26 protein-coding genes are annotated in these 23,896 nt (G+C 72.4%); 14 read left to right on the top strand and 12 right to left on the bottom strand.

Annotated features, from left to right (window positions below):
* The first annotated feature begins 178 nt into the window (after positions 1–178).
* From RM779_RS29815 to RM779_RS29800, 4 genes are read left to right on the top strand one after another with little or no spacing between them, the layout of a single operon-like run.
* A complete protein-coding gene (locus RM779_RS29815) occupies positions 179–604 on the top strand; it encodes an ATP-binding protein (RefSeq protein WP_311620905.1) in 426 nt (141 codons plus the stop codon).
* Positions 601–813, top strand: coding sequence for a hypothetical protein (locus RM779_RS29810; protein ID WP_311620904.1), 213 nt, complete (start codon positions 601–603; stop codon positions 811–813). Before RM779_RS29815 ends, RM779_RS29810 begins: the two co-directional genes overlap by 4 nt.
* Positions 810–1,070: a hypothetical protein gene (locus RM779_RS29805; protein ID WP_311620903.1), complete on the top strand. Its 261-nt coding sequence runs from the start codon at positions 810–812 to the stop codon at positions 1,068–1,070. The genes RM779_RS29810 and RM779_RS29805 overlap by 4 nt, the downstream gene beginning before the upstream one ends.
* Positions 1,067–1,318, top strand: coding sequence for a hypothetical protein (locus tag RM779_RS29800; protein WP_311620902.1), 252 nt, complete (start codon positions 1,067–1,069; stop codon positions 1,316–1,318). The genes RM779_RS29805 and RM779_RS29800 overlap by 4 nt, the downstream gene beginning before the upstream one ends.
* 129 nt (positions 1,319–1,447) lie before the next feature.
* Here the strand turns inward: RM779_RS29800 and RM779_RS29795 are convergent, their stop codons facing one another.
* From RM779_RS29795 to RM779_RS29765, 7 genes are all read right to left on the bottom strand, one after another.
* The gene (locus RM779_RS29795; protein ID WP_311620901.1) at positions 1,448–2,317 is read right to left on the bottom strand and encodes a JmjC domain-containing protein; all 870 of its coding nucleotides are present in this window, start codon (positions 2,315–2,317) and stop codon (positions 1,448–1,450) included.
* 14 nt (positions 2,318–2,331) lie between these two features.
* A complete protein-coding gene (locus RM779_RS29790; RefSeq protein ID WP_311620900.1) occupies positions 2,332–2,781 on the bottom strand; it encodes a hypothetical protein in 450 nt (149 codons plus the stop codon).
* 74 nt (positions 2,782–2,855) lie between these two features.
* Positions 2,856–3,095: a DUF397 domain-containing protein gene (locus RM779_RS29785; RefSeq protein WP_311620899.1), complete on the bottom strand. Its 240-nt coding sequence runs from the start codon at positions 3,093–3,095 to the stop codon at positions 2,856–2,858.
* 35 nt (positions 3,096–3,130) lie between these two features.
* Complete coding sequence (locus RM779_RS29780) at positions 3,131–4,090, bottom strand: helix-turn-helix domain-containing protein (protein ID WP_311620898.1); 960 nt, start codon at positions 4,088–4,090, stop codon at positions 3,131–3,133.
* Positions 4,091–4,109: 19 nt separating this feature from the next.
* A complete protein-coding gene (locus RM779_RS29775) occupies positions 4,110–4,634 on the bottom strand; it encodes a DUF6879 family protein (protein ID WP_311620897.1) in 525 nt (174 codons plus the stop codon).
* On the bottom strand, positions 4,615–4,848 hold the full coding sequence (locus tag RM779_RS29770) for a hypothetical protein (RefSeq protein ID WP_311620896.1): 234 nt from the start codon (positions 4,846–4,848) through the stop codon (positions 4,615–4,617). The genes RM779_RS29775 and RM779_RS29770 overlap by 20 nt, the downstream gene beginning before the upstream one ends.
* Before the next feature lie 373 nt (positions 4,849–5,221).
* Positions 5,222–6,037 (bottom strand): SAM-dependent methyltransferase, encoded by an 816-nt coding sequence (locus RM779_RS29765; RefSeq protein WP_311620895.1) that lies wholly within the window; start codon positions 6,035–6,037, stop codon positions 5,222–5,224.
* A 268-nt stretch (positions 6,038–6,305) separates the two neighbouring features.
* Between RM779_RS29765 and RM779_RS29760 the strand changes: the two genes are divergently transcribed.
* Both RM779_RS29760 and RM779_RS29755 read left to right on the top strand, forming a co-directional pair.
* The gene (locus RM779_RS29760; protein WP_311620894.1) at positions 6,306–8,675 is read left to right on the top strand and encodes a molybdopterin oxidoreductase family protein; all 2,370 of its coding nucleotides are present in this window, start codon (positions 6,306–6,308) and stop codon (positions 8,673–8,675) included.
* A gap of 5 nt (positions 8,676–8,680) precedes the next feature.
* Positions 8,681–9,169 carry a hypothetical protein gene (locus tag RM779_RS29755; protein ID WP_311620986.1) on the top strand — a complete coding sequence of 163 codons (489 nt, stop codon included), beginning with the start codon at positions 8,681–8,683 and terminating at the stop codon, positions 9,167–9,169.
* Between the two features lie 26 nt (positions 9,170–9,195).
* Here RM779_RS29755 and RM779_RS29750 read toward each other — a convergent pair whose 3' ends face one another.
* From RM779_RS29750 to RM779_RS29735, 4 genes are all read right to left on the bottom strand, one after another.
* Positions 9,196–9,420: a hypothetical protein gene (locus tag RM779_RS29750; protein WP_449657315.1), complete on the bottom strand. Its 225-nt coding sequence runs from the start codon at positions 9,418–9,420 to the stop codon at positions 9,196–9,198.
* A 44-nt stretch (positions 9,421–9,464) separates the two neighbouring features.
* Positions 9,465–11,492, bottom strand: coding sequence for a 4-alpha-glucanotransferase (gene malQ, locus RM779_RS29745; protein ID WP_311620892.1), 2,028 nt, complete (start codon positions 11,490–11,492; stop codon positions 9,465–9,467).
* Entirely contained in the window at positions 11,492–11,725 is a 234-nt protein-coding gene (locus RM779_RS29740; protein WP_079252147.1) for a hypothetical protein, read from the bottom strand. Before RM779_RS29740 ends, malQ begins: the two co-directional genes overlap by 1 nt.
* A gap of 238 nt (positions 11,726–11,963) precedes the next feature.
* Positions 11,964–12,500, bottom strand: coding sequence for an HNH endonuclease (locus tag RM779_RS29735; RefSeq protein WP_077061351.1), 537 nt, complete (start codon positions 12,498–12,500; stop codon positions 11,964–11,966).
* 200 nt (positions 12,501–12,700) lie between these two features.
* Here RM779_RS29735 and RM779_RS29730 point away from each other — a divergent pair, with 200 nt between their 5' ends.
* The 5 genes from RM779_RS29730 (at position 12,701) to RM779_RS29710 (ending at position 18,438) form a co-directional block, all read left to right on the top strand.
* Entirely contained in the window at positions 12,701–13,615 is a 915-nt protein-coding gene (locus RM779_RS29730) for a mechanosensitive ion channel family protein (RefSeq protein ID WP_311620891.1), read from the top strand.
* Positions 13,616–13,733: 118 nt separating this feature from the next.
* Positions 13,734–14,354 (top strand): GNAT family N-acetyltransferase, encoded by a 621-nt coding sequence (locus tag RM779_RS29725; RefSeq protein ID WP_311620890.1) that lies wholly within the window; start codon positions 13,734–13,736, stop codon positions 14,352–14,354.
* A gap of 189 nt (positions 14,355–14,543) precedes the next feature.
* Positions 14,544–15,920 (top strand): hypothetical protein, encoded by a 1,377-nt coding sequence (locus RM779_RS29720; RefSeq protein ID WP_311620889.1) that lies wholly within the window; start codon positions 14,544–14,546, stop codon positions 15,918–15,920.
* Positions 15,921–15,940: 20 nt separating this feature from the next.
* Positions 15,941–17,062: a glutamate ABC transporter substrate-binding protein gene (locus tag RM779_RS29715; RefSeq protein WP_311620888.1), complete on the top strand. Its 1,122-nt coding sequence runs from the start codon at positions 15,941–15,943 to the stop codon at positions 17,060–17,062.
* Between the two features lie 107 nt (positions 17,063–17,169).
* Positions 17,170–18,438, top strand: coding sequence for a coiled-coil domain-containing protein (locus RM779_RS29710; protein WP_311620887.1), 1,269 nt, complete (start codon positions 17,170–17,172; stop codon positions 18,436–18,438).
* Between the two features lie 79 nt (positions 18,439–18,517).
* Here the strand turns inward: RM779_RS29710 and RM779_RS33905 are convergent, their stop codons facing one another.
* Positions 18,518–18,859: a hypothetical protein gene (locus tag RM779_RS33905; protein WP_449657314.1), complete on the bottom strand. Its 342-nt coding sequence runs from the start codon at positions 18,857–18,859 to the stop codon at positions 18,518–18,520.
* On the opposite strand from RM779_RS33905, the gene RM779_RS29705 reads away from it, so the two are divergent.
* The 3 genes from RM779_RS29705 to RM779_RS29695 all read left to right on the top strand — a co-directional run bounded on the left by RM779_RS29705 (position 18,837) and on the right by RM779_RS29695 (position 23,891).
* Positions 18,837–21,083: a tetratricopeptide repeat protein gene (locus RM779_RS29705; protein WP_449657313.1), complete on the top strand. Its 2,247-nt coding sequence runs from the start codon at positions 18,837–18,839 to the stop codon at positions 21,081–21,083. The two genes, RM779_RS33905 and RM779_RS29705, sit on opposite strands and share 23 nt — an antisense overlap.
* Before the next feature lie 2 nt (positions 21,084–21,085).
* Complete coding sequence (locus RM779_RS29700; protein ID WP_311620984.1) at positions 21,086–22,471, top strand: protein phosphatase 2C domain-containing protein; 1,386 nt, start codon at positions 21,086–21,088, stop codon at positions 22,469–22,471.
* A 64-nt stretch (positions 22,472–22,535) separates the two neighbouring features.
* A complete protein-coding gene (locus RM779_RS29695) occupies positions 22,536–23,891 on the top strand; it encodes a vWA domain-containing protein (RefSeq protein ID WP_311620886.1) in 1,356 nt (451 codons plus the stop codon).
* Positions 23,892–23,896 lie beyond the last annotated feature (5 nt).

The following is a 23,896-nucleotide window of genomic DNA, read 5'->3' as shown; positions in this document are numbered from 1 at the left end:
AGGGCCGAGGCTACCAACCGTCCCTCGATGCCGAGGAACAACGTTGTCTTTTTCCAGTGTTGCAAATCCGGCACGTTGGGGCCAACCTAGTGGTGCGACGCTGCGCAGCCGGGCAGTGACTCCATGTGCCTCCTCATGCCGTGGACCGGGTGCGCACAGGTGCGTCCTTGGAGGTGCCATGACCGTTCCGGTACGACCAGTCGTCAGTAGGCCCACGTACGAGTGGGCGTTAACGGTCCGCGACAGTGAGATCGAGTTCTGGCGCCGGGCCGTGGTGACGGTCTTCGAGCGCTGGGACGCTCCGCCCCACTGCGTCGACGTGGCCCGGCTCGGCGTCTCCGAGCTGCTGACCAACGTGGCCAAGCACGCCGGGACCGGGCGGTGTTACCTGCGCCTTCTCCGGATCGGCCCGGAAGCGGTCGTTCAGGTCCACGACCGTTCGCGGACTCTGCCGGTGATCACCGAGCCGGACTGGGAGGGCGAGGCCGGGCGCGGACTGTGGCTGCTGCGGGAGATGGCCGACCGGATGGGCTGCGAGGTGACGCACCGACGGCGCGGCAAGATCGTCTGGTTCTCGTGCGTGCTGTCCCAGGAGGGACCGTGACCGGCCGCCGGTGGCCCGCGGCCCTGCTGATCGCAGCCGTGGCCCTCGCGGTCGCGCGGCTGCCGCGCACCCGGGCCAAGACGGCCCTCCGCCCCGAACCGGAAGTCGCGGCCATGCACCCGGGCTGCCCGCCCCTGCGGGTGTTGCCCTCGGAACAGGAGTTGACGCGGCGCCTTTTCGGCGACGCACAGCCACAACAAGAGGAATGAGCTTGACGACCACCGGCACGCCTCAAAGCGCCGCGACCGCGCGCCGCGACGACGTCCTCGCCATCCACGACCGCCCGTTCATCATCATGGACTTCACCCCGCTGCACGCCGAGCCGCCCGGCCTGCCCACACATTCCTGCGGAGCCGTACACCACCCCCACCAACAACAGCCACCGGGCCGCGCCGAGATCATCGCCCAGATGGCCGTCGGCTGCGCGCTCGTCGTCGTGCTGGCCCTGGCGGTGATGCTCCGATGAGCGGCGGAGTGCTCGTCTCCCTGGAGATCAACGCCGTGACCGTGCGCCGCGGCGACCAGCTGATGATCGGCGCGAGGGCGTTCACCGTCCGCGACCTCACGGCCCTCGCCAACGGGAGGAAACGCCTGGACTTCGGCGCCGGCGAATCTTTCACCATGTGCGCCGGGACCACCCTGTGGGCCGCCCGCCGCATCGACCCTCGCCAGACGAAACGGAAGCCGTACCGACCAGGACATGCCCCAGGATAGACCGTGCGCGCCTCGTCGGCAGAGATACGGTTCCTAGCCGCAAGGATTGGGCGCTTCCCGGGCAGGAGGAGGCCGGACGGTTGATCGCGCTTCCGCACTACCGTCCGGCTGTTCTCACGCCTTCCGTCTTCACTCAGCCACGGCTCTTGCCAGGCGTTCAGCCGCGTAGACGGGGTCCAGCGACCGGAGAAAGCCGATAGCTTCCTCCCGTACCTCGCTCACCGTCTTTTTCAAGTTTGCGAGATCCGGAGGAATCGCAGAGCGGAATCCCGCGTGCTCAATCGCTAGGCCGATGAGTTGTTGGGCCAGCCACAGGTTGGTTCTCTCGTGGATGGCGAAGGTGAGGTGGAAGCTCACCTCATCGAGGTCGATAGCATGAGGGCTGTGGAGCCACCCGCGGGGAACGACGAGTGTGTCGCCGGGAGTGAGAGTGAAGGCCAGATCGGCTTGTGACTGCTCCAGGCGTTTTTGCAGTTCAGGGGTCCACGTGCTGGGCGATGCCTGGTAATCGCCTGTAGGTCGGTCCACCACCGGGCGCCAAAGGGGCCATCTCTTACGGCCGACGAGTTGCGTGATGATGCCGGTGAACTGATCCCAGTGGTGCGTGAGGCCCTGACTGCCCGGGGGCGTGATGATGGCACTGACGTTGTTGGGGTATCCGGTCTCCCGGCGAAGGTTCGCCGAGAGCTCCGCCAGGTAGGGGATGGCCCGCTGGACCTCACGGAGGTTGACGGTGTGCCCACCCTCGTGGAGCGCCCGCAATTTAGCGGGAAGCAGTTGACCGTCCCGGGTGTACCGCCCCGGGTGGACGGCGAGACCGTCCTTCAGCGCGGCCACGTACCGGGGGTCGAGGAGCGCGTGGTCGATGTAGGTGTAGAGCAACGGCAGCGTGACGGTGTCGTCCAGCTCTGTCCGTCCTCGCCGATAGAGGATCGGGTCATGCGGCCAGGCTCGCAGAAGCTCGGCCGGATCGTCGCTCAGTAACAGTCGCAGCGACACAGCTCCTCCTTGCACTAGTGCAGGGGGCGAGGGCACGGGATACCCGGATGGAAGTGGTTCGGGCAGCAGACCACCGAGAACGAGACAAGGTTGCTCAACCGGTTGTAGTGCACCCATGCCACGTCAACGCCCCTGGGAAGGGCGTCGCGGGCGTAGTCAAGCTTGGTCTTCAAATCCGTGTAGGCACGTTTGCCGTCGTCCCGTGAAAAGGGCGGGTATTCCACATATAGCTTGTTCAACCATCTAACGGCGAGGTCGGCGTCGGTCCAGGTGCGTTCGGCCGCAGTCTCCTCACGGCGCAGCAGCCAGTGCCCGGTCATCATGGGCGGGATCGCCTGCGCGAGGAATGCTCGGCTCTGCTCGTCATGGGGAAGAAGACCGGGTCGTCGGAAGTGTTCTTTGCCGTAGGTGTCACGGCTGCCGACCCATGGACCATAGCCGCGCCAATGCCCTGCCCAGTTCATGCTGGTGTCCTCGTATGGATGTGCGCCGCCTCAGGATGCTCCTGGGGCGGCGCCTCTGCGTGAAACTTCGCGGGCTAGAGCGTCAAACCGCGTTCGCGGGCGTACCCGCGAACGAAGTCGTCCAGCTCATCGGCAAAGAAGCGGAGTTCTCGGCCGACGCCTTCCGGCTTCCCATCACGTAGGACGTAGCCGATGGACGCGCCGGGGATCTGGGTGATTTCGACACATGTCTCGTGTTCACCACCGAGATTTCCGCCGCAGTAATTCGTGAACAACGCTCCCGCATCCAGGGGAACGCCATAGAGGTTGCTCATCGCATCATCCTCCTTGGGCAGCGAGCATCACGGAATTACCTTCCGTGCAGGAAAGCGCCGGCCGGTCCAGCTACTTCCGGCGCCATCACCAAGGTAGGACTACACGAGGACGTTGTGCGACGAAGTTGCATCTGGTTGCACGGCTTCAGCCCAGCAGGCGAATCGCCTCGCAGATCCGGGCGCGAGCGTCCGCCCCCCTGACCGCCCCTTGAGACAGACGGGCGAAGGCTTTCAGATACGTTTGCACCTCGCCTGGGGCGGATGACGTTGATCTCAGCGGTCAACGTCTCAACAGCAACGAGTGATTCGTCGAAGTCATAGAAGGCTTCCAAAGGCCACAAGACACGGCGCGTCCGCATGGGAATAATCCCCAATGAAACGTTCGGACGCTTCATGAGCACCAAAAGGGTTCTCAACTGATCCGCCAAGACGTCAGCATCGCAGACAAGATGATGGAGGACACCCTCCTCGATCAACAGAGCGAATCGATGATTCCCCTCGTACACGACCCGTGAACGGGTGATCCTGGCTTCAGCTGCCTGATCCACATCGTCGGGCGTCTGCTGGAAATCAGTGATGGAACGGAGGACTCCTGCGGCATACTCCCTGGTCTGGAGCAGGCCAGGCATGAGGTTTGACGCATAGACCCGGAAGTATCGCGTTCGCTGGTAAAGCGGCATCGTCTTCTGATGTACGTGCCGCATCCCACGACGATGCAACTGCTGCCAGTGCGTGTACATCGACTCGGCGGAGCGCGAGGCAGCGATGATGTCCTCTGCCTGGTCCTCCGCACCGCACGCCGCGCACCAGGCCCGGATATCGACATCTGAGGGAGGCGTAATGCCCCGGCCAATCCGAGAGGATTTCGACTTCGACCAACCGCAGCGACCAGCCAGGTCAACACCGGTCAGGCCGGCGTCCTGCCGGAGTTGAGACAGGCGCTGCGCGATCTCGGCGCGGGCAGCCCGAGCGCTGGACAACGGCGATGACGGCATGACCTGGCTGATCAGTTGGCTAGATGTGGTACTTCAAGTGCGGGACGGCTCGCTGCCACACCGCCTCGAAGGCGGCGGAGCAAGCGCTCACCACCCCCGGCTCCTCCGTCTGCTCGGTGGCCGTCCAACGCCCGTCGCCATCGAAAATGTTGAACTGGACCAGCCGGTCATCGAACAACCAGAAGTCGTTCCCCGGCAGTAGCAGGTCGCAGGCGTCCCGGCGCGGAAGCCAACGAACGGCCTCGCCGGCAGTCACGTTGGTGAAGGTGAAGCTGTGCTCGTAGCGGATGTACTCGGACGGCGGCTCGGAGACGACCCTGCCCCGACGCATGAGCACGCCTTGGTTGGTGACCTCCTGCACCAGGTCGAGCCACGGCCGCCACCAGTTCTCCTGGTCTTCCGGGTCGAGACGGTGGCCCTCACGCCAGGCTCGGAACCCCTCCGTCTCGTTGCCGATGTCGTAGACATCGCGCAGTTCCAAGTGCACCGCTGAGCGCTTCGCCGAGCGAAGCAGCGTGGCGAAGTCATCGATGCTCTGCGACATCCAGCGCCTCCCGAAGCAGCGGGAACATCCGCTGCGGAACCCGCACGATCGTCTCATGCTTCGGCAATGAGACATCCGCGCCGCATGCGGCCGCGGTCGCTCCGTCCACCTCCACCCCTTGGAGCAAGAGATCGAGCGTGGTCTCCTCCACCCACACGGCCGGCGAACCATGATCGCCCGACTCAGGGTCCTTCCCGATGAACCTCAACGCCATCTGCCCCTCCGCCAATCAGTGCCCCGCGGCCGGACTCCCCGATGAGCCAGCTGAGGCTGACTCTCCGGAGCTTCCCACCCCGGGGAGTAGTCACTCATGACCGAGCGTGTGTCCGCTCACGGCAACGGCGGAAAATGACAGGAGAACGTGACACCACCGCGCGACCGGCACAGATCCGCGAAGACGGCGGGGAGAAACGGCGCGCCTGTCGTGGCGCCCGGCATCACCAGCCCTGCGACAGGCGATCCGCAACAACCATCACACCGCGCTGGTGCGGATCGCCCCCGGGCCGACCGCCCTGCTGGAGAGAGCGTACGGCGGTCCGTCCGCACACGGGCGGGCCGCCGGGGGCAGGGGGCGGGGGGCGGGGGCTTCAGGACGGGAGGCGGCCGATGCCGCCGTACCAGGAGACGTCCGCGTGGTCGGGGCGTTCGGCTTCCGGGGTGGTGGCCTGCCAGTCGGAGACCACCTGGATGCCGGGTTCCACCTGTTCCAGGCCGTCGAAGAACGCGGCGAACTCGTCCTTGCCGCGCAGCGTCAGCGGAACGCCCTGCGCGCGGTAGGCGGTCTGCACGCCCAGCGCCGCTTCGGGGGCGATGTCGGCGGTGGCGTGCGACAGGATGAAGTGGCTGCCCGCGGGCACCGCTTCGCGCAGGACGCGCACGATGCCCGCCGGGTCCTCGTCGTCGCCGACGAAGTGGAGCACGGCGACGGCCAGCACGCCGACCGGCTGGTCGAAGTCGATCAGCCGGCGCGTCTCGGCGTGGTCGAGCACCGCGCGCGGGTCGCGGATGTCGCCCTGGATCACGGCGGTGCGGGCGTCCCTGGCCAGCAGCGCACCGCCGTAGACGAGGACGATCGGGTCGTTGTCGACGTACACGACCCGCGCGTCCGGGTCCTCCGCCTGGGCGACCTGGTGAACGTTCTCCGCGGTCGGCAGCCCGGAGCCGAGGTCGATGAACTGCCGTATCCCCGCCTCCCTGACCAGGTGCCGCACCGCGCGCCCGAGGAACTTGCGGTTCTCCCGCGCGGCGGTCCGCAGCAGCGGGAACGACGCGAGTGCCTTCTCCGCGGCCTGGCCGTCGATGGCGTAATGATCCTTGCCGCCGAGCAGGTAGTCGTACATACGGGCCGAATGCGGCTGGTCCGTCCGCAGATCCGCCGGCTCCACCGGGCTTTCGCCACTCACCGCGCCCATCAAAACCCTCCACTCGCGTAGATCAACTCAGGGCAGGCTAGCTGCCGTTGCGCCGTACGTCAGCACTCCCCCGCGTTTTAGCCGCTCCCCCGGCCCGTCCGGTGGCCCCGCCGCCTTCCGGGTGGTCCGCGCCGGGCCGCCCGCCCGTCGGCGGCCCGGGAGGCGCCCGCCGGTTTTCGATGGCACCGCGGGCGGGTAACCGGCCCGCGGCCCGGCCGGACGGCGGCGGGCGCGGGAGTCGACGGCGGAGGTTTGCGGTATGACGGCGCAGGAGGATCGGATCGCTGACCCGTGGGGTGCGCGCACCCCCTACGCGGCGGGCACCGCATGGCCGGTGCGGGTGGACACCCGGCTGGCGCCCGGGGTGGACGAGGACGCGGTGGAGCGGTGGGTGCCCTCGGCTTCGCTGCTGCACTCCAACGGCGACGCCATGGACATCGCGGTACGCGAGGGCCGCATCGTCGGGGTCCGCGGACGATCACTCGATCGGGTGAACCGAGGGCGGCTCGGCCCCAAGGACCTGTACGGGTGGCAGGCCAACGCCTCCCCCGACCGGCTCACCCGGCCGCTGGTGCGCCGCGGGGGCCGGCTCGTGGAGACGGACTGGGACACGGCGATGGGTCTTGTCGCCGAACGGTCAGCGGAGTTGCTGGCCGAACGCGGCGCGGCGTCGATCGGCTTCTACACCACGGGACAGCTGTTCCTGGAGGAGACCTACACTCTCGCGGTCCTCGCCCGCGCGGGCATCGGCACCAACCACCTGGACGGCAACACCCGGCTGTGCACGGCCACCTCGGCGGAGGCACTGAAGGAGACGTTCGGCTGCGACGGCCAGCCGGGCAGTTACGCCGACGTGGACCACGCCGACACGATCGCCCTGTTCGGGCACAACGTGGCCGAGACGCAGCCCGTGCTGTGGATGCGGATGCTCGACCGGCTCGAAGGCGCCGACCCGCCGCGGCTGCTGTGCGTGGACCCGCGGACCACGCCGGTCGCACGGCGCGCCGACGTCCATCTCGCGCCCCGGCCGGGCACCAACCTGGCCCTGCTGAACGCGCTGCTGCACGAGATCATCCGCACCGGCCGCGTCGACCGCCGCTGGGTCGACGAACACACCGTCGGCTTCGAGGAGTTGCGTGCCGCGGTCGCCGACTGCACGCCCGCGTGGGCGGCGGGCGTCTGCGACGTTCCGGCCGCGGACATCGCCGAGGCGGCCCGGCTGCTCGGCGGCGCGCGGCGGCTGCTGTCCACCGTGCTCCAGGGCTTCTACCAGTCGCACCAGGCCACGGCGGCCTCGGTGCAGGTCAACAACCTCAACCTGCTGCTGGGCATGATCGGCCGCCCCGGCGCGGGAGTCCTCCAGATGAACGGGCAGCCCACCGCGCAGAACACGCGCGAGTGCGGCGCCAACGGCGATCTGCCGGGCTTCCGCAACTGGGAGAACCCGGAGCACGTCGCCGATCTGGCCCGCGTGTGGAACGTGGACCCCGAGACGATTCCGCACTGGGCGCCGCCGACCCCGGCCATGCAGATCTTCCGGTACGCGGAGCAGGGCTCGCTGCGCATGCTGTGGATCAGCGGCACCAACCCGGCCGTCTCCCTGCCCGAACTCGCACGCATCCGGTCGATCCTTGCGCAGGAAAGGCTGTTCACGGTCGTGCAGGACCTGTTCCTGACCGAAACGGCCCAACTGGCCGACGTGGTCCTGCCCGCGGCGACGTGGGGCGAGAAGACCGGCACGTTCACCAACGCGGACCGCACCGTGCACCTGTCGGAACAGGCCGTCGAGCCGCCCGGCGAGGCGCGCGGCGACCTGGACATCTTCCTCGACTACGCACGCCGCATGGACTTCCGCGACCGCACCGGCGGCCCGCTGATCACCTGGCACGACCCGCGAACCGCGTTCGCCGCGTGGCAGCGGTGCAGCGCCGGGCGCCCGTGCGACTACACGGGCCTCGACTACGACCGCCTGCGCGCGGAGGGCGGCATTCCGTGGCCGTGCGGCCCCGGGGCGCCGGACGGGACGGAGCGCCTTTACACGAACGGCATCAGCTGGGCGGCGCCGGAGGTGTGCGAGACGTACGGCCGTGACCTCGTCACCGGCGGCTCGGTCGGCGCGAACGCCTACCGGGCCATGAACCCGCGGGGGCGGGCCGTGCTGAAGGCGGCCGAGTACCTGCCGCCGCACGAGGAGCCGTCGGCGGACTTCCCGCTCCGGCTGACCACCGGCCGCACCATCTACCACTTCCATACCCGCACCAAAACCGGCCGCGTTCCCGAACTGAACGCCGCCGCACCGAAGATGTGGGTCGAACTGTCGGCGGCGGACGCCGCGGAGCACGGCCTCGCGGAGGGCGAGCTCGTGGAGGTCACCACGCCGCGCGGAAGCGCCCGCGGCACGCTGCGGATCGCGGAGATGCGGCGGGGGACGGTCTTCCTGCCGTTCCACTACGGCTACTGGGACACCCCGGAGGGGCACCGGCCGCCGGCCGGCGAGCCGGGGCGGGCGGCGAACGAGACCACCGTCACCGACTGGGACCCGGTGTCCAAACAGCCACTGTTCAAGACCGCGGCGGCGCGCGTCGCGCGCGCCGAGCCCGGCGCCGGAACGGAAGGAGCCCGACGGTGAACGGAATGACCGGTCTGCTGAACGTTCTGTACCGCGGAGAGACCGGACTGGCGGCGGATCTGCTCGCCACGGCCGCGCGGCACCGGGCGGAACACGAGGTCCACCACGTGGCCACCGACCTCGCCGGCTGGTCGCGCCGGCACGCCGGACTGCTGGCCGAGACCGGGCCGCACTACGGCGCCGACCTCGCGGGCACGGCAACGGAAACGGGCGTGGGCGCGGAAACGGGCGTGGGCGCGGGAACGGGAGCGGGCGCGGGAACGGACGAGGCCGGTGACGTGCCGCCGCTGCTCGCGGACCTGCGCCGCCTCCACCTCGCCGCCACCGGGAACGCGCTGTACTGGGAGATGCTCGGGCAGGCGGCGCGGGCCACGCACGAGGCGCGGCTCATCGAGCTGTCCGGCGCCTGCCTGTCGCGGGCCGGCCGGCAGGCGGGCTGGGCCGACACCATGCTGAAGACGCTGTCGCCGCAACTCCTCATCGCGCGGCGGTGAGGAACCGCGCGGTGCGGAACGGGAGGTCAGCGCTTGCGGTCGCCCAGGACCACGAGGCCGGCGATCACCGCGAACAGCGCGATGGGGGCCACCACGAAGTAGCCGAGCGTCTCGGCGACGCTCAGCCCGCTGCCCGGGTCGTCGCCGTCGTCGCGCTGGAGAGCCTGGGCGGCCGGGGATGCCATCAGCGTCAGCAGCAGCGCGCCGGCCGAGACCGCCACGGCGCGGGCGCCACGCTTCTTGTTCTTCACGTTGACCACGCCCCCACAGTAACGAATGCCACCGCGCCGCCCCCTCACGGCCCCGCCATCTCCTCCCGCACGGCCCGCACCAGCCGGGCGGCCCGCGCCGAGGCCGCCAGCTCTTCGAGCGCGACGGGCCGCCCGGTGCCGTCCGCGACCGGCAGCCGCCAGTTCGGGTACTCCTGCCAGGTCCCCGGCAGGTTCTGCGGGCGCCGGTCACCGACCAGGTCGGGCAGCCAGATGCCGAGCATGCCGGCCGGGGTGCGGGCCAGGTAGCGGTAGGCGGCGGCGATCCGTTCCTCGTCCCCCGCGGCCCGCGACAGCAGCCCGAGCCGGGCGAACGTGTCCAGCCACTCGGCGCTCTCGGACAGCGCGGCGCGCAGCGCGTCCGCGACGTCCTCCGCCGGCAGCAGCCCGAGGCGCTGCCGCAGCAGCACGTGTTCGCCGTCGAACCGCGCGGCGGTGGACGGCAGATCGTGGGTGGTGACCGTGGCCAGGCAGTCCCGGCGCCACTCGGCGGGGGCGAGCGGCGGCTGCCCGCGGCGTTCCCAGTGCCGCTCGAACCACAGCACGGAGGTGCCGGCGATGCCGCGCTCCGCCAGATCTTCCCGCACGCCGGGCTCGACCGTGCCCAGGTCCTCGCCCACCAGCACCGCGCCCGCGCGGTGGGCGGCGAGCGAGAGCACGGCGAGCATGGCCTCGGCGTCGTAGGAGACGTAGGTACCGCGGTCGGGCGGCATGCCCTCGGGAATCCACCACAGCCGGAACTGCCCCATCACGTGGTCCACGCGCAGCGCCCCCGCATGCCGCAGCAGGCCGTCGAGCAGCTCCCGGTAGGGCGCGTAGCCGCGTTCGGCGAGCGCGTCCGGCCGCCAGGGCGGCAGGCCCCAGTCCTGGCCGCGTTCGTTGAACGCGTCGGGCGGCGCGCCCGCGGAGATGCCGGTGGCCAGCACGTCCTGCTGGGCCCAGGCGTCCGAACCGTGCGGGTGGACGCCGAGCGCCAGGTCGTGCACGAGGCCGATGGGCATGCCGGCGGCGCGCGCGACGCGCTGGGCGCGCGCGAGCTGGGTGTCGGTGAGCCAGGCCAGCCAGCTGTGGAAGTCGATGCGCGCCAGGTGGTCGCCGCGGGCGCGGGCGGTGGCGGGCGAACGCGGGTCGCGCAGCCCGGCCGGCCAGCTCCGCCAGTCGGGACCGTGCAGCTCGGCCAGCGCGCACCAGGTGGCGTGGTCCTCCAGGGCCTGCCCCTCGCGGGCGAGGAACGCGCAGTAGGCGGCGTGCCTGCCGGGGCCGAGCGGCACCTGTCTGAGGACGTCGAGCGCCTCCCGTTTCAGCGCCCAGACGGCGTCCCGGTCGATGGGCCGGCGTTCGGAGAGTACGGCGGACCGCAACCCGGCGGCGCGGGTCAGCAGCTCGTCGGTCCTGCGGCGGGCCTCGGGGCCGAGGTAGGCGTACTCGGGGATGTCCTCGATCCGCAGGTGCACCGGGTCGGCGAAGCGCCGGGTGCCCGGCCGGTAGGGGGACGGGTCGGTGGGGGCGCCCTGGGCGCCGGGCACGGCCGCGTGCAGCGGGTTGAGCTGGATGAACCCGGCGCCGAGCGTGTGCCCGGCCCAGCTGGCGAGGTCGGCCAGGTCCACCAGATCGCCCATGCCCCAGGAGCGGGCGGACAGCACGGAGTACAGCTGGACGAGGAGGCCGAGGGTGCGGCCCGGCGGCCCGGGCAGGCGCGGCGGGGGGACGATCAGCGCGGCCCGGCCGGTGCGGCCGTCGGGGGCGCTGGCGTGCAGCGTGTGGTAGCCGGCGGGGATCGGCGCGCCGCCGTAGGCGCGGGTCTCGCCGTCCTCGGTGTCCACGCGCAGCTCGGTGCCCGCGGGCACCTCGGGCGGCGGGCCGCCGGGGCGGCGCACGACGGTCGGCGGCAGCAGCGGGGCTTCCCCGGGCGGCGCCGGGTGCTCGGCGTCCACGCCGAGTGCGGCGAGTACGGCGAGTACGGTGTCCTCGGGAACGTCGACGCGGCGGTCGGCGGACGGCGCGTAGGAGGTCGCGACGCCGTGCGCCGCGGCGAGGCGCGACAGCCGCTCCATCAGGCTTCGACGGCCTCCGCGCCACCGTGCCCGTTGGGCTCGGCGGTCAGGGGCGGCTCGACAGCCAGCGGCTGCTCGGCGGTGAGCGGCGTCAGGTCGCCCAGGGGCGGCTCGCTGGTCAGGGGGACCTCGCGGGCGGAGGTCGGGGCGGGCGTGGGGATGAGCGCGGAAATATCCAGCCTGTCGTCGACGATATCGTCGATTTTTTCTTCGATCCGGGCTGCTGGGGCCACGGGTCACTCCGTTCACTGACGGCGGTGGGCTCGGTACTGCTCTACCCAGTGAACGCCACCGCATCCGTCCCCGCGACGGGAAAGCGACGCACTTCACGCCGCCTGCGGCGAAGAATTTTCCGCGGGAGCCGGTGCGGGTCCCAGATATTGCGGGGAACGCGCCGCGCTCAGGGTCGCACCAAGATCGTGCTCAGGAACGCGCTCGGGAACGTGCTCAGGAACGTGCTCGGGAACGTGCTCAGGCCGATCTGCCCTCGATCCGCGCGAGGGCGTCGTCGGCTCCGTAGGGGCGCAGGTACGGCAGCCAGCGCGGGTCGCGGTGACCGGTGCCGATGATGCGCCAGGCCAGCCCGGAGGGCGGGCCGGGCGTATGTCGGAGCCGCCAGCCCAGCTCGGCGACGTGCCGGTCGGCCTTGATGTGGTTGCAGCTGCGGCAGGCCGCCACCACGTTCTCCCAGGCGTGCTGGCCGCCCCTGCTGCGCGGCACGACGTGGTCCACGCTGGTGGCGACCCCGCCGCAGTAGGCGCACCGGCCGCCGTCGCGGGCGAACAGGGCGCGGCGGGTGAGCGGGACCGCGGTGCGGTAGGGGACCCGGACGAAGCGCTTGAGCCGCACGACGCTCGGGGCGGGTATGGCGTGCGTGGAGCTCCGCATCAGCGCGCCGGAGTCCTCCAGGCTCACCGCCTTGTCGTTGAGCAGCAGGATCAGTGCGCGGCGTACCGGTACGACACCCAGCGGCTCGTACGACGCGTTGAGGACCAAGACGTGTGGCACGAACGCCCTCCGTTTCCGTCGGCGGCACGTGGCTCGCGCCGGGACGATCTCCCTCAGTGTGTCGTGCGTACGGCCGCCTGCGCCACCACGATCGCGAAATGTACTGATTGTGTCGTTCGCCACAGGGCCCTCCTCCGCCCCTCCTTCCCCGCCCCCCGCGCCGACTACCGTGGACGGTTACGGAAGAGAGCGGAAGCGGAATGGGACAGAACTGGGAAGCCTGGCTCGCCTCCGGGCTGCGCATCGTGCTGATCGTGGTCATCGCGCTGGTCGTGCGCTTCGTCGTCCGCCGGGCCATCACCCGGCTGATCGCGCGGCTGAACCGGGAGGACAGGGTCGGGCGGCGCACGCCCTCGCTCGGCGGGCTGCTGGCCGGGCCGGAGCGGCGCAGGCAGCGTTCGGAGACCATCGGCTCGGTGCTGCGCAGCACCGCCTCGGTGCTGGTGCTCGGCACGGCGGCGCTGATGGTGCTCTCCGAGCTGGGCGTGCAGCTGGGCCCGCTGATGGCCAGCGCGGGGATCGCCGGGGTGGCGATCGGCTTCGGCGCGCGCAGCGTCGTCGCCGACGTGCTCGCCGGTCTTTTCATGCTGCTGGAGGACCAGTACGGGGTCGGCGACAGCATCGACGTCGGCGAGGCGACGGGCACGGTTCTGGAGATCGGGCTGCGCGTGACGACGCTGCGCGGCGAGGGCGGCGCCACCTGGTACGTGCGCAACGGGGAGATCGCCCGCGTCGGCAACCTCAGCCAGGGCTGGGCCACGGCGGAGGTCGACCTGTCGGTGCCCGCGGACGCCGACCTGGAGCGGGTGCGCGAGGTCGTGCACGCGGCCGGCGAGGAGCTGTCCGGCGAGACGCCGTGGGACGAGCTGCTGTGGGAGAACGGCGTGGAGGTCCTGGGCGTCGAGTCGGTCTCGGCCGAGGAGATGGTGCTCAAGGTGTCGGCCAGAACGCAGCCGGGGCAGGCGGCGCGGGTGGCACGGGAGCTGCGCTGGCGGCTCAAACGCGCCCTCGACGCCGCGGGCATCGCGGGCGGCGCGGGCGCGGCCGGCGGGAACGGCGCGGGGCCGCACGGGAGCGGCGCCGGGGTCGCCCTGCCGGGACCCGCAGAGGGCTGAGCGGCCCTGGCCGGCGCCCCGCAAGCCCCGCCCGCCCCGCGGGCCTCCCCGCCCGCCTCCCCCGCCCCGGGGGAATCTCACGGGCGCCGGCGCGGTGGCATGCGTGAGAATGACCGCCATGACCGCGACTTCACCCGTCACCATCCGCCCCTACCGGCCGGACGACCTCGATGCCCTGCGGGACATCTGCGTCAAAACCGGCCTGTACGGCAAGGACGCCACCCCGCACTACCGCGATCCGCAGGTGCTGCCCGCGGTCTTCGCCGAGCCGTACGCCGAGCTGGAGCCGGAGCTCGCGTTCGTCGCGGACAACGGGGAACGGGCCATCGGGTACGTGGTGGGCGCCGCCGACAGCACCGCGTTCTTCGCCGCCTTCCGCAGCCGCTGGCTGCCGCGGGTCGCCGACCGGTTCCCCGAGCCGGCGGGAGCGCCCGAGGGCCCGGAGGAGGTCGTGCGGTATCTGCTGCACCACGCCGAGACGATGCTCGACCCCGAGATAGCCGCCGAGTATCCGGCCCACCTGCACATCGACCTGCTGCCCGAAGGCCAGCGGCAGGGTCTGGGGCGCCGCCTGATCACCACCCTCTTCGACGCGCTGCGGGACCGCGGGGTGCCCGGGGTCCACCTGGGCATGAGCCCGGCCAACACCGGCGCCCGCCTGTTCTACGAACGCATCGGGCTCACCCTGCTGCCTCGGCGGGGCGACGGCGACGTCCTCCACTTCGCCCAGCGGCTCTGACCGGGAACCGCGCGGGCGCCCCCCGCGTGATAACGGGGAGGCGCCCGCGCGGCGGGCCGGTGGCTCCGTGCCTCGCGAAGTACATCGCGAATACAACAAGATCCCGGCAAGGGCTGTGTCGCAGCCGGACGTAACCGGCATACTGCTGGCCGTGGCCCGTGCCGAAACGTGAGGGGGAGGGCCCGGAACGTGACTCACCCGCCGAGCGCACCGCCCGTTGCCCCGCCGCAGCCGGCGGTGCCGGCGCCGCCCCCGGCCGAGCCCCCGCGCCGCACCGCGTTCGCGGAAGCGGTCACCCGGCTGCGCGCCGCGGCCCGCACCGAGCCCGGCAGGCTGCGCACGATCGGCGCCGTCGTCGCGGGACTGCTGCTGCTGTTCGGGGCGCTGACGTTCTACGAGATCACCGACCGAGCGGACGCCGCGAGCACCGTGCGGGACAGCAGCCAGCGGCTGAGCGAGGACGCCTCCGAGATCTACCGTTCGCTGGCCGACGCCAACACCACGGCGGCCGTCGGCTTCCTGGCCGGGGCGGACGAGGACGCCGAGGTGCGCGAGCGCTACGAGCGGCAGATCGACCACGCGGCCGGGCTCCTCGCCTCGGCCGCCGCCCGCAGCTCGCAGTCCGCCGAGGCCGCGGAGTACATCCGCATCCTCGGTCTCCACCTGCCCGAGTACACCGGCCTGGTGGAGACCGCCCGCACCAACAACCGGCAGGGCCACCCGCTGGGCGGCGCCTACCTGCGCCACGCCGACCAGCAGATGCACGAGACGCTGCTGCGCGCCGCGGAGGACCTGTACGCGCTTGAGACGGAACGGTTCAGGAGCGACCTGGCGAACGCCCGCGACTGGCCGTGGCTTGCGCTGGCCGCGGGGGCGGTCGCGCTCGCCGTACTCGGCTGGGCCCAGCGCCGGCACTTCCTGCGCACCAACCGGGTGTTCAACCGCGGACTGCTCGCGGCCACGGCCGCCGCCGTCGTTCTGCTGGCCTGGCTGGCCGGGTCGCACACGCTGGCCCGCGGCGCGCTGCACGAGGCCGACCGCGACGCGGCGCAGTCGCTCGGCGTGCTGAACGAGGCGTGGGTCGAGGCGCTCCGGGCGCGCGGCGACGAGAGCATGACGCTGGTGATGCGGGGCGCCGGCAGCGAGTTCGAGGACAGCTACGCCGAGCACATGGGCCGGCTGGCCGGCGGGGAGGGCGGCGCGCTCGACGAGGCGCACGGCCTGGCGGAGGACGTCGAGGGCCGTTCGCCCGTCGAGGCGGCGGCCGGGGCCTCGGCCGAGTGGGCGGAGCGGCACGAGGCGGCCAGGGCGAGCGAGCAGGCCGGCGAGTACGAGGAGGCCGTGGATCTCGTCATCGGCTCCGAGGACTCCACGGGACAGAGCTTCGACCGGGTCGACGCCTCGCTGCGCGAGGCCGTGGAGCATGAGCAGGCCGAGTTCACGGCCGCTGCCGACGACGGCCACGGCGCGTTCGGCGGCCTGCCCGCCGGGGCCGTGCTGCTCGCGCTGCTCGGCGCGCTCGGCGCGGTGCTCGGCATCGGCCGCCGATTGTCGGAGTACCGGTGAGGACGCGGAGGGAGCGGACGATGCCGGATCGGGCGGAACGTGCGGAGCGTTCGGAACGTGCGGAGCGTTCGGAACGTGCGAAGCGTGCGGCGCGGAGGGGACCGGCGTCCGCCCGTGCCCGGCGGGCCACGGACCGGCGGGCGCTGCTGCTCGCCGCGGCCGGCCTCACGCTGGCCGGAGCCGTGCTGGCCGGCTCGGTGTCCGGCGGGCCGCGGGGCGACGAACCGCACAAGTCGCCGGGGCACGCGATCGCGGAGCCCGCCGAGGACGGCATCGCGCCCGCGGCCGAGCCGGAGCCGTGCGCGGACGGCCGTGACCCGGCCGAGAGTTACCGCGCCGAGCGCCTGGCGGGCGACGCGGTGGAGCGCATCAGGGACCGCGGCCAACTGATCGTCGGCGTCGACCAGAACAGCTACCTGTGGGGCTACCGTTCGCCGGAGACCGGCGAGATCGTCGGCTTCGACCTGGACCTCGTGCAGGCCATCGCAGACGATTTGGTCGAGGAAGGCGTGCTCGATGAGGACGTGGAGAACCCGGTCAAGTACCTGGCGATCCCCACCGACCAGCGGACCCGGGCGATCGGGGACCAGGAGGTGGACATGGTGGTGCGCGCCATGTCCATCACGTGCGACCGCTGGGAGGAAGTCGCGTTCTCCACGGCCTACTTCGAGACCGGCCAGCAGCTCCTCGTACCGCGCAACTCGCCGATCGACGGCTACGACGCGTCCCTGGCGGGCAAGACGGTGTGCAGCGCGGCCGGTTCCACGGCCGAGACCTGGCTCGAACACGAGAGCCACGGCGCGGAGCTGGTCGCGGCGCCCAACCACCTGGACTGTCTCGTTCACGTGCAACTCGGCCTGGCCGACGCCCTGATGACCGACAGCGCGCTGGCGGCCGGGCATATCGCGCAGGACCCGTCGATGCGGCTGATCGGCGAGCCGCTGACCGTGGAGTCCTACGGCGTGGCGATGAATCTGAACGACGTCGACCTGGTGCGCTGGGTCAACGCCGTGCTGGAAGATTACCGCGACGGCGGCTCGCAGAGCCGCTGGGCACAGGCGGCCGACCGCTGGCTCCAGGGCTACCTGTACCCGCAGGGGGAGCCGCCGCCCGCCCCGCCGCAACCGCAGTACCGGGACTGATCCGTGACCGGGCCCCGACCGGGGAAGGAATCCGGCCGGGTACCGGCGGGACCGGTACCGCGACCGACACGAGGACCGACAGGTCAGGACCCACAGGGGGGAGAGCGATGGCCCCGGATTCCGGCGGGAAAGTGCTGAGCCGGGAGGAGGTGGACCGCGCCCTGGCGCGGTTCGGCGCCGAGCACGAGGCGATCGAGTCCTCCCTGCTCGCCCTCCAGGACCACGCGGGCCGCAGACTGCTCGAAGGGGCCGACCTGACCGGGGTCACCCGGGAGCGATGGGCACGGGCCGCGGAGACGGTGACCCGGCTCTGGTCCTACTTCGACACGTGCACGGAGGCGCTCGACACCGCGCGGGAGGTCCGGGCGCGGCGCCGTTTCCCCAGCCGGGACGAGCTGTTGCACCTGAGCATGCTGCTGGACGGTGAGAACCTGACGGTGTCGGGCGGCGCCCGGCTGGCCGAGCACCTGAGCTGGGCCGAGCTGGTCGAGCGCATGAACGCCGGCTACGCCGAGGTGCTCGACCTGGTCGCCGCGGCGGACGCGGTGTGGTCGGCGCTGCCCGCCCGGATCGACCTGCTGGCCGCCGAGCTGCACCGGCTGCGGGAGCTGGCCCACTCCGTCGGGGTCAGGCCGGGCGGCCACCCGGCGGGCGACGACCTGCACCGGGTCACGGAGGAATTGAAGGACCTGCGGGCGCAGGTGATCTCCGACCCGATCGCGTTCTGGGTGCCGGCCGGCGGCAGCAGCGCGCCCGGCGGCGGGCGGCCGGACACAGTGCGCTATGACCGGGCCGCCCGCGCCCTGGACGACATCAGGCGCGAGGTCGACGCCGTCATCGGGGTGCGCAAGGACGCCGAGGACCGGCTGATCCGGCTGCGCGACGTACTGTCGCGCGCCGACCGCACGCTCGCCGAGGCGCGCACCGCCCGCACCGAGGTGCTGGCGAAGATCGCCGCCTCCGAGGTGCCGGCGGTCAGCGGCCCCTCGGGCATCCTGCACGAACAGCTCGCCGCCGCGGCCGGCTTCCGCAGGCGCGCCCAGTGGCACCGGCTGTCGCCGCTGCTGGAATCGCTGGAGGAGCGGGCCGACGAGGAGCTGGAACGGGCCCGCGCCTCGCTCTCGGCCGTCACCGAGCCGCTGGCGGTGCGGGCGGAGCTGCGCGGGCGGCTGGACGCGTACAAGGCGAAGGCCGCGCGCCTCGGCAAGGCGGAGGAGCCGATGCTGGTGGAGCGCTACGACGTGGCCCGCCGCCTGTTGTGGACCGCCCCGTGCGATCTGCGGGCCGCGGAGTACGCGGTGCTGCGCTACCAGCAGGCGGCGGCCGAGGTGCTGGTGCCCGACCCGGGCGGGGCGGACGGGAGGGCTGAGCGGTGACCGAGCTGGGTGCGGCCGGCCGTACGTGCCAGCGGCCGGGCTGCGACGGCGCTTACGAGGACGTCGGCGGCGGCGAACTTTACTGCGGCATCTGCGGTCTCGCGCCCGTGGTGTCGGCCGAGGGGATGATCGGCGGCGCGCCGACGGGGGTGACGGGGAACACCGCGGCGGCGCGAGGGAGTTCGGGCTCCGGCTCGGCGGGCTCCGGCTCCAGCTCCGGCTCGGCGGGCTCCGGCTCTAGCTCCCGTTCCGGCTCCGGCTCCGGTTCCGATTCCCGCTCCGGCGGGACGTCGGGCAGCAGGAGCGCGGCGTCCTCGCGTTCGCAGTTCTCGCGCAGGTCGGTATCCGGCCGCCTGTCCCGTTCCGGTGCGGCGGGGCTCGCGGGCCGTTCCGTGTCCGTGCGCAGCTCCAGGTCGAGCACCGGCACCTCGGGGCGGGCCAGGCTCGGGGCCGGTCTGGTGACGATGCCGCAGGTGCCGCGGCCCGATCCGCTGTCCGCCGTGCTGGAGTACGCGGAGGTACCGGAACGGAAGCGGTTCTGCGGGAACAGCGACTGCGCCGCGCCGGTGGGCCGTTCCCGGGGCGGGCGGCCGGGGCGCACCGAGGGGTTCTGCACCGCGTGCGGCCACCCGTACTCGTTCGTCCCGAAGCTCCAGCCGGGCGATGTCGTCAAGGACCAGTACGAGATCGCCGGCTGCCTCGCGCACGGCGGTCTGGGCTGGATCTACCTGGCCATCGACCGGGCGGTGTCCGACCGCTGGGTGGTGCTGAAGGGCCTGCTGGACACCGGCGACGAGGACGCCATGGCGGCGGCCATCTCCGAACGGCGCTTCCTCGCCGAGATCGAGCACTCCAGCATCGTCCGCATCTACAACTTCGTCGAGCACCTCGACCGCCGCACCGGCTCCATGGACGGTTACATCGTCATGGAGTACGTCGGCGGCAAATCGCTGAAGGAGATCGCCAACTCCCGGCGTACGCCGGAGGGCAGGCGCGACCCGCTGCCGGTGGAGCAGGCGTGCGCCTACGGCATCGAGGCCCTGGACGCGCTGGGCTACCTCCACAGCCGCAACCTGCTGTACTGCGACTTCAAGGTGGACAACGCCATCCAGCAGGACGACCAGCTGAAGCTGATCGACATGGGCGCGGTGCGGCGGATGGACGACGACGAGTCCGCCATCTACGGCACCATCGGCTACCAGGCGCCCGAGGTGGCCGAGATCGGCCCGTCCGTCGCCTCCGACCTGTACACCGTGGCCAGGACCCTGGCGGTGCTGACGTTCGACTTCCAGGGCTACACCAACGTGTTCGCGGACAGCCTGCCCGAGCCGGAGAACATCGAGGTCTTCCAGGAGTACGAGTCGTTCTACCGCTTCCTGGTGCGGGCCACCGACCCCGATCCGCGGCGCAGGTTCGCCTCGGCGCAGGAGATGGCCGAGCAGCTGACGGGCGTGCTGCGGGAGATCGTCGCGCTGCGCACCGGGCAGCCGCAGCCCGCGCTCTCGCCACTGTTCGGCCCCGAACTGCGGGTGGTCGACACCGAGTTGGTGCCGCCCGCGGAGGGCCCCGTCTCGCGGCTCGGGCGGCGCGGCGCGCAGCGCGGCGCCCGCCTGCCGCGGCAGCGCGCCGCCCCGCCGCAGGCGGGGGCCGCCCCCGCGCCGCCGGCCGTTCCGCCTGCCGTTCCACGAGCCGCGCCACAGACCGTGCCGCCCGACGTGCGGCAGATCGTGCTGGCGCTGCCGGTGCCGCGGGTCGACTCGGGCGACCCGAACGCGGGCTTCCTGGCCGGGCTGATGGCGACCGCACCGGCCGACCTGGTGGTGGCGCTGCGCTCCGCGCCGGCGGAGTCGGTCGAGCTGCGAGTACGGGAGCTGCGGGCCTACCTGGAGATGACCGGCGAGGAGGCGGACCTGGCCGCGCAGCGGGCCCTCGCGGCGCTGGCCGACCGGCATGCGACGGACTGGCGGGTGGTCTGGTACCGCGGGCTCGCCGCGCTGGCCGCCGGGGACTTCCGGACGGCGGCGCCCGCCTTCGACGCGGTGTACGACGCGTTCCCAGGCGAGGTCGTGCCGAAGCTGGCCCTCGCGGTGTGCGCCGAGGTGCTCGGCCAGCTCGACAACGCGGCGGACTACTACGAGTTGGTGTGGACGGCCGACCCGAGCCACGTCAGCGCCGGCTTCGGCCTGGCGCGGGTGCGGCTGGCGGCCGGGGAACGGGCGCGGGCCGTCGCGGCGCTCGAATCGGTGCCGGAGACCTCGGCGCACTACACCGCGGCGCGCGTCGCGGCCGTGCGCGCGCGGCTGCGACAGCGGGCACCGGCCGACGACCTGCTGCCCGACCTGCTCGCGGCGGGCGACCAGGTTACGCGTTTGCGTGCCGCCGGACTGGAACCATGGCTAGGTGAACAGCTGTCCTGTGAGGTGCTGGGTTCCGCGCTCGACTGGGTGCTGTCCCCTCCTTCCGGACAGTCCCGACAGCAAACCGACCCGCAATGGCGACTCCTGGGTGCGCAGCTGGACGAGACGGGTATCAGACTTGGTCTCGAACGCTCCTACCGGCGACTCGCCCGGCTGGCGCAAACCAGCACTGAACGGACCGAACTGGTGGAGGCGGCCAATCGCTTCCGCCCCAGGACATGGGTGTGACGATGCCGCAGCTCGACCAACTCTCCGCCTGCCCCGGCTGCGGTGAGCCGTTGGAGGACGACGATCGCTTCTGCGGGGTCTGCGGTACGGATTTGCGTGCGGCCGCCAGGCAGCAGCAGGCGGGCACCGCCGCGTCCGGGCCCGCGTCCGGGCCCGCGCCCGCGGATGATGCCGCCGACGCCGCCGGCGCCTCAGGACCCGCCACCGAGGGCGACTTCACCCTGCCGCCGCCGCTGCGCCAGGCGCCCCCGCCGCCGCTCGCGCCTCCCCCGCCGCCTGCCCCCGCCGCGCCGCCCGCCCCGCCGGCCGACCCGCGGGCCGCCGACCCGCGCACGGCACCGCCCCCCGCCCCGGCCGGGCCGCCGCCCGCCGCGCCGCCCGCCCCGCCCGCGGCGGCGGACCCGCGGACGCCGCACGGCGCCGACCCGCGCGCGGACGCCCCCGCGCCCCCGGCCCCGGTCCCGGCCGCCGAGGAGCCCGCGCCGACCCCGTGCGCGGTGTGCCCGGACGGCTGGGTGGCCGCCGACGGCTACTGCGCGAGCTGCGGGCGCGCCCAGCCTGGCGAGCGCGACCACGTGGAACGCGCGCTCGGCGGCGTGGCCGCCGTCAGCGACCTCGGCCTGCGCCACCACCGCAACGAGGACGCGTTCACCGTCTCCGCGACCGCGCTGCCCGACGGCTCGCCCGCCGTCATCGCGGTCGTCTGCGACGGCGTGTCCTCCTCCAGCCGCCCGGACGAGGCGTCCGCGGCGGCGGCCGAGGCCGCGCAGGAGTTTCTGCTCGACCGGCTGCCGCGCGGCGCGGACGGCAAGCAGGCCATGCACGACGCGCTGCTCGCCGCGGCCGACGCGGTCAACGCGCTGGCCGAGGACGGCACCGAGCCCGAGCCGGGCCGCAACTCCCCGGCGTGCACGATCGTCGGCGCCGTCACCACCGGCGGCACCCTCGTCGTCGGCTGGATCGGCGACAGCCGCGCCTACTGGGTACCGGAGGAGGAGGGCGCCGCGCCGGCGCGGCTGACCCAGGACGACTCGTGGGCCGCGCAGATGGTCGCCGCCGGGCTGCTCAGCGAGGCGGAGGCGATGGCCGACCACCGCGCGCACGCCATCACCGCGTGGCTGGGCGCGGACGCGGTGGAAGTGGAGCCGCACACCCGCCTGTTCGAGCCGGACCGGCCGGGCGTCGTCATCGTCTGCACCGACGGCCTGTGGAACTACGCGGAAACCGCCGAGCAGATGGCCCACGTCGTACCCGGCAAGGCGCGTTCGGCACCGCTGCCCAGCGCCCAGCACCTCGTCCGGCACGCCCTCGACTCGGGCGGCCACGACAACGTGACCGTCGCGGTCATCCCGTTCCCCGCCGAGCCGGACCGGGCTCAGACGGCGTGATCCGCGGTCGTTCACTCGGGAGAGCACGACCGCGGGACACGACCGCAGGAGGGGCAGGCAGGACATGGCCGACTTCGTCAAGTCGCACGCGCCGCGGTTCGCCGTCGACGTCTACCAGAACGCGTATCTCCCGCAGGACGCGCAGGAGGTGAACGCGATCGTGACGGTCACCGCGACCGGCAGCGGCGGGCTGCCGGTCCCGGCCGACGGTCCGCGGGCGGCGGTGGTCGTCATGGTCGACTGCTCCGGCTCGATGGACTACCCGCCCGCCAAGATGCACGGCGCCCGCCGCGCCACGGGGGCGGCGATCGACACGCTCAGGGACGGGGTCGCGTTCGCCGTCATCGCCGGCACCCACCAGGCGGCCGAGGTCTACCCCGGCGGCGGGCGGCTCGCCATCGCCGATGACAGCACCAGGGCCGCGGCCAGGACCGCGCTGCGCCACCTGCGCGCGGCCGGCGGCACCGCGATAGGCAGCTGGCTGTCGCTGGCCGACCGGCTGCTGCGCACCGTGCCCGCCGCGATCAGGCACGGCATCCTGCTGACCGACGGCCGCAACGAGCACGAAAAGCCGGAGGAGCTGCGCCTGGCGCTGGACGCCTGCGCCGGCCGGTTCACGTGCGACGCGCGGGGCGTGGGCACCGACTGGGAGGTCGAGGAGGTCACCGGCATCGCGTCGGCGCTGCTGGGCACCGCGGACATCGTGGCGGAGCCGGAGGCGCTGGCGGCCGACTTCACCGCCATGATGGAGTCGGCGATGGGCAAGGAGATCGGCGACGTCCGCCTGCGGCTGTGGACGCCGCAGGGGGCAGCCGTGCGATTCGTCAAGCAGGTTGCACCGACCGTGGAAGATCTCACTGCCCGGCGCACCGAGGCCCCGCCGCGTTCCGGCGACTACCCCACCGGATCGTGGGGCGACGAGTCGCGCGACTACCACGTCTGTGTGGAGGTTCCGGCGCCCGCCGTCGGCCACGAGATGCTCGCCGCCCGCGTCGCGCTGATCGTCCGCGATCCGGCGGAGCCGGGCGGCCCGCCCGCGCAGATTCTGGGGAACGGCCTGGTCAGGGCCGTGTGGACGGACGATCTCGTAGCCGCGACGACGATCAATCCGCAGGTCGCGCACTACACGGGACAGGCCGAGCTGGCCTCCGTGATCAAGGAGGGACTCGAGTTGCGCAAGCGCGGCGACGAGGCCGGTGCGACGACCCGGCTCGGGCGCGCGGTACAACTGGCGCACGGTTCGGGTAACGAGGAGACGGCGAAACTGCTCGCAAAGGTGGTGGACGTGGAGGATGCCGCGGCAGGTACTGTTCGACTGAAAGCCAGAATCGCCGAGGCCGACGAGATGACCCTGGAGACGCGGTCGACGAAGACGGTCCGGGTGAAGAAGAAGCCGAGCGAAGACGAGAGATACCCGTGACGTGA

It is taken from the genome of Streptomyces johnsoniae, from assembly GCF_031845565.1.
GTDB classification, from domain to species: Bacteria; Actinomycetota; Actinomycetes; order Streptomycetales; family Streptomycetaceae; genus Streptomyces; species Streptomyces johnsoniae.
The sequence above is the reverse complement of the archived record's forward strand: the minus strand, read 5'-3'. Positions and strand labels throughout refer to the sequence as shown.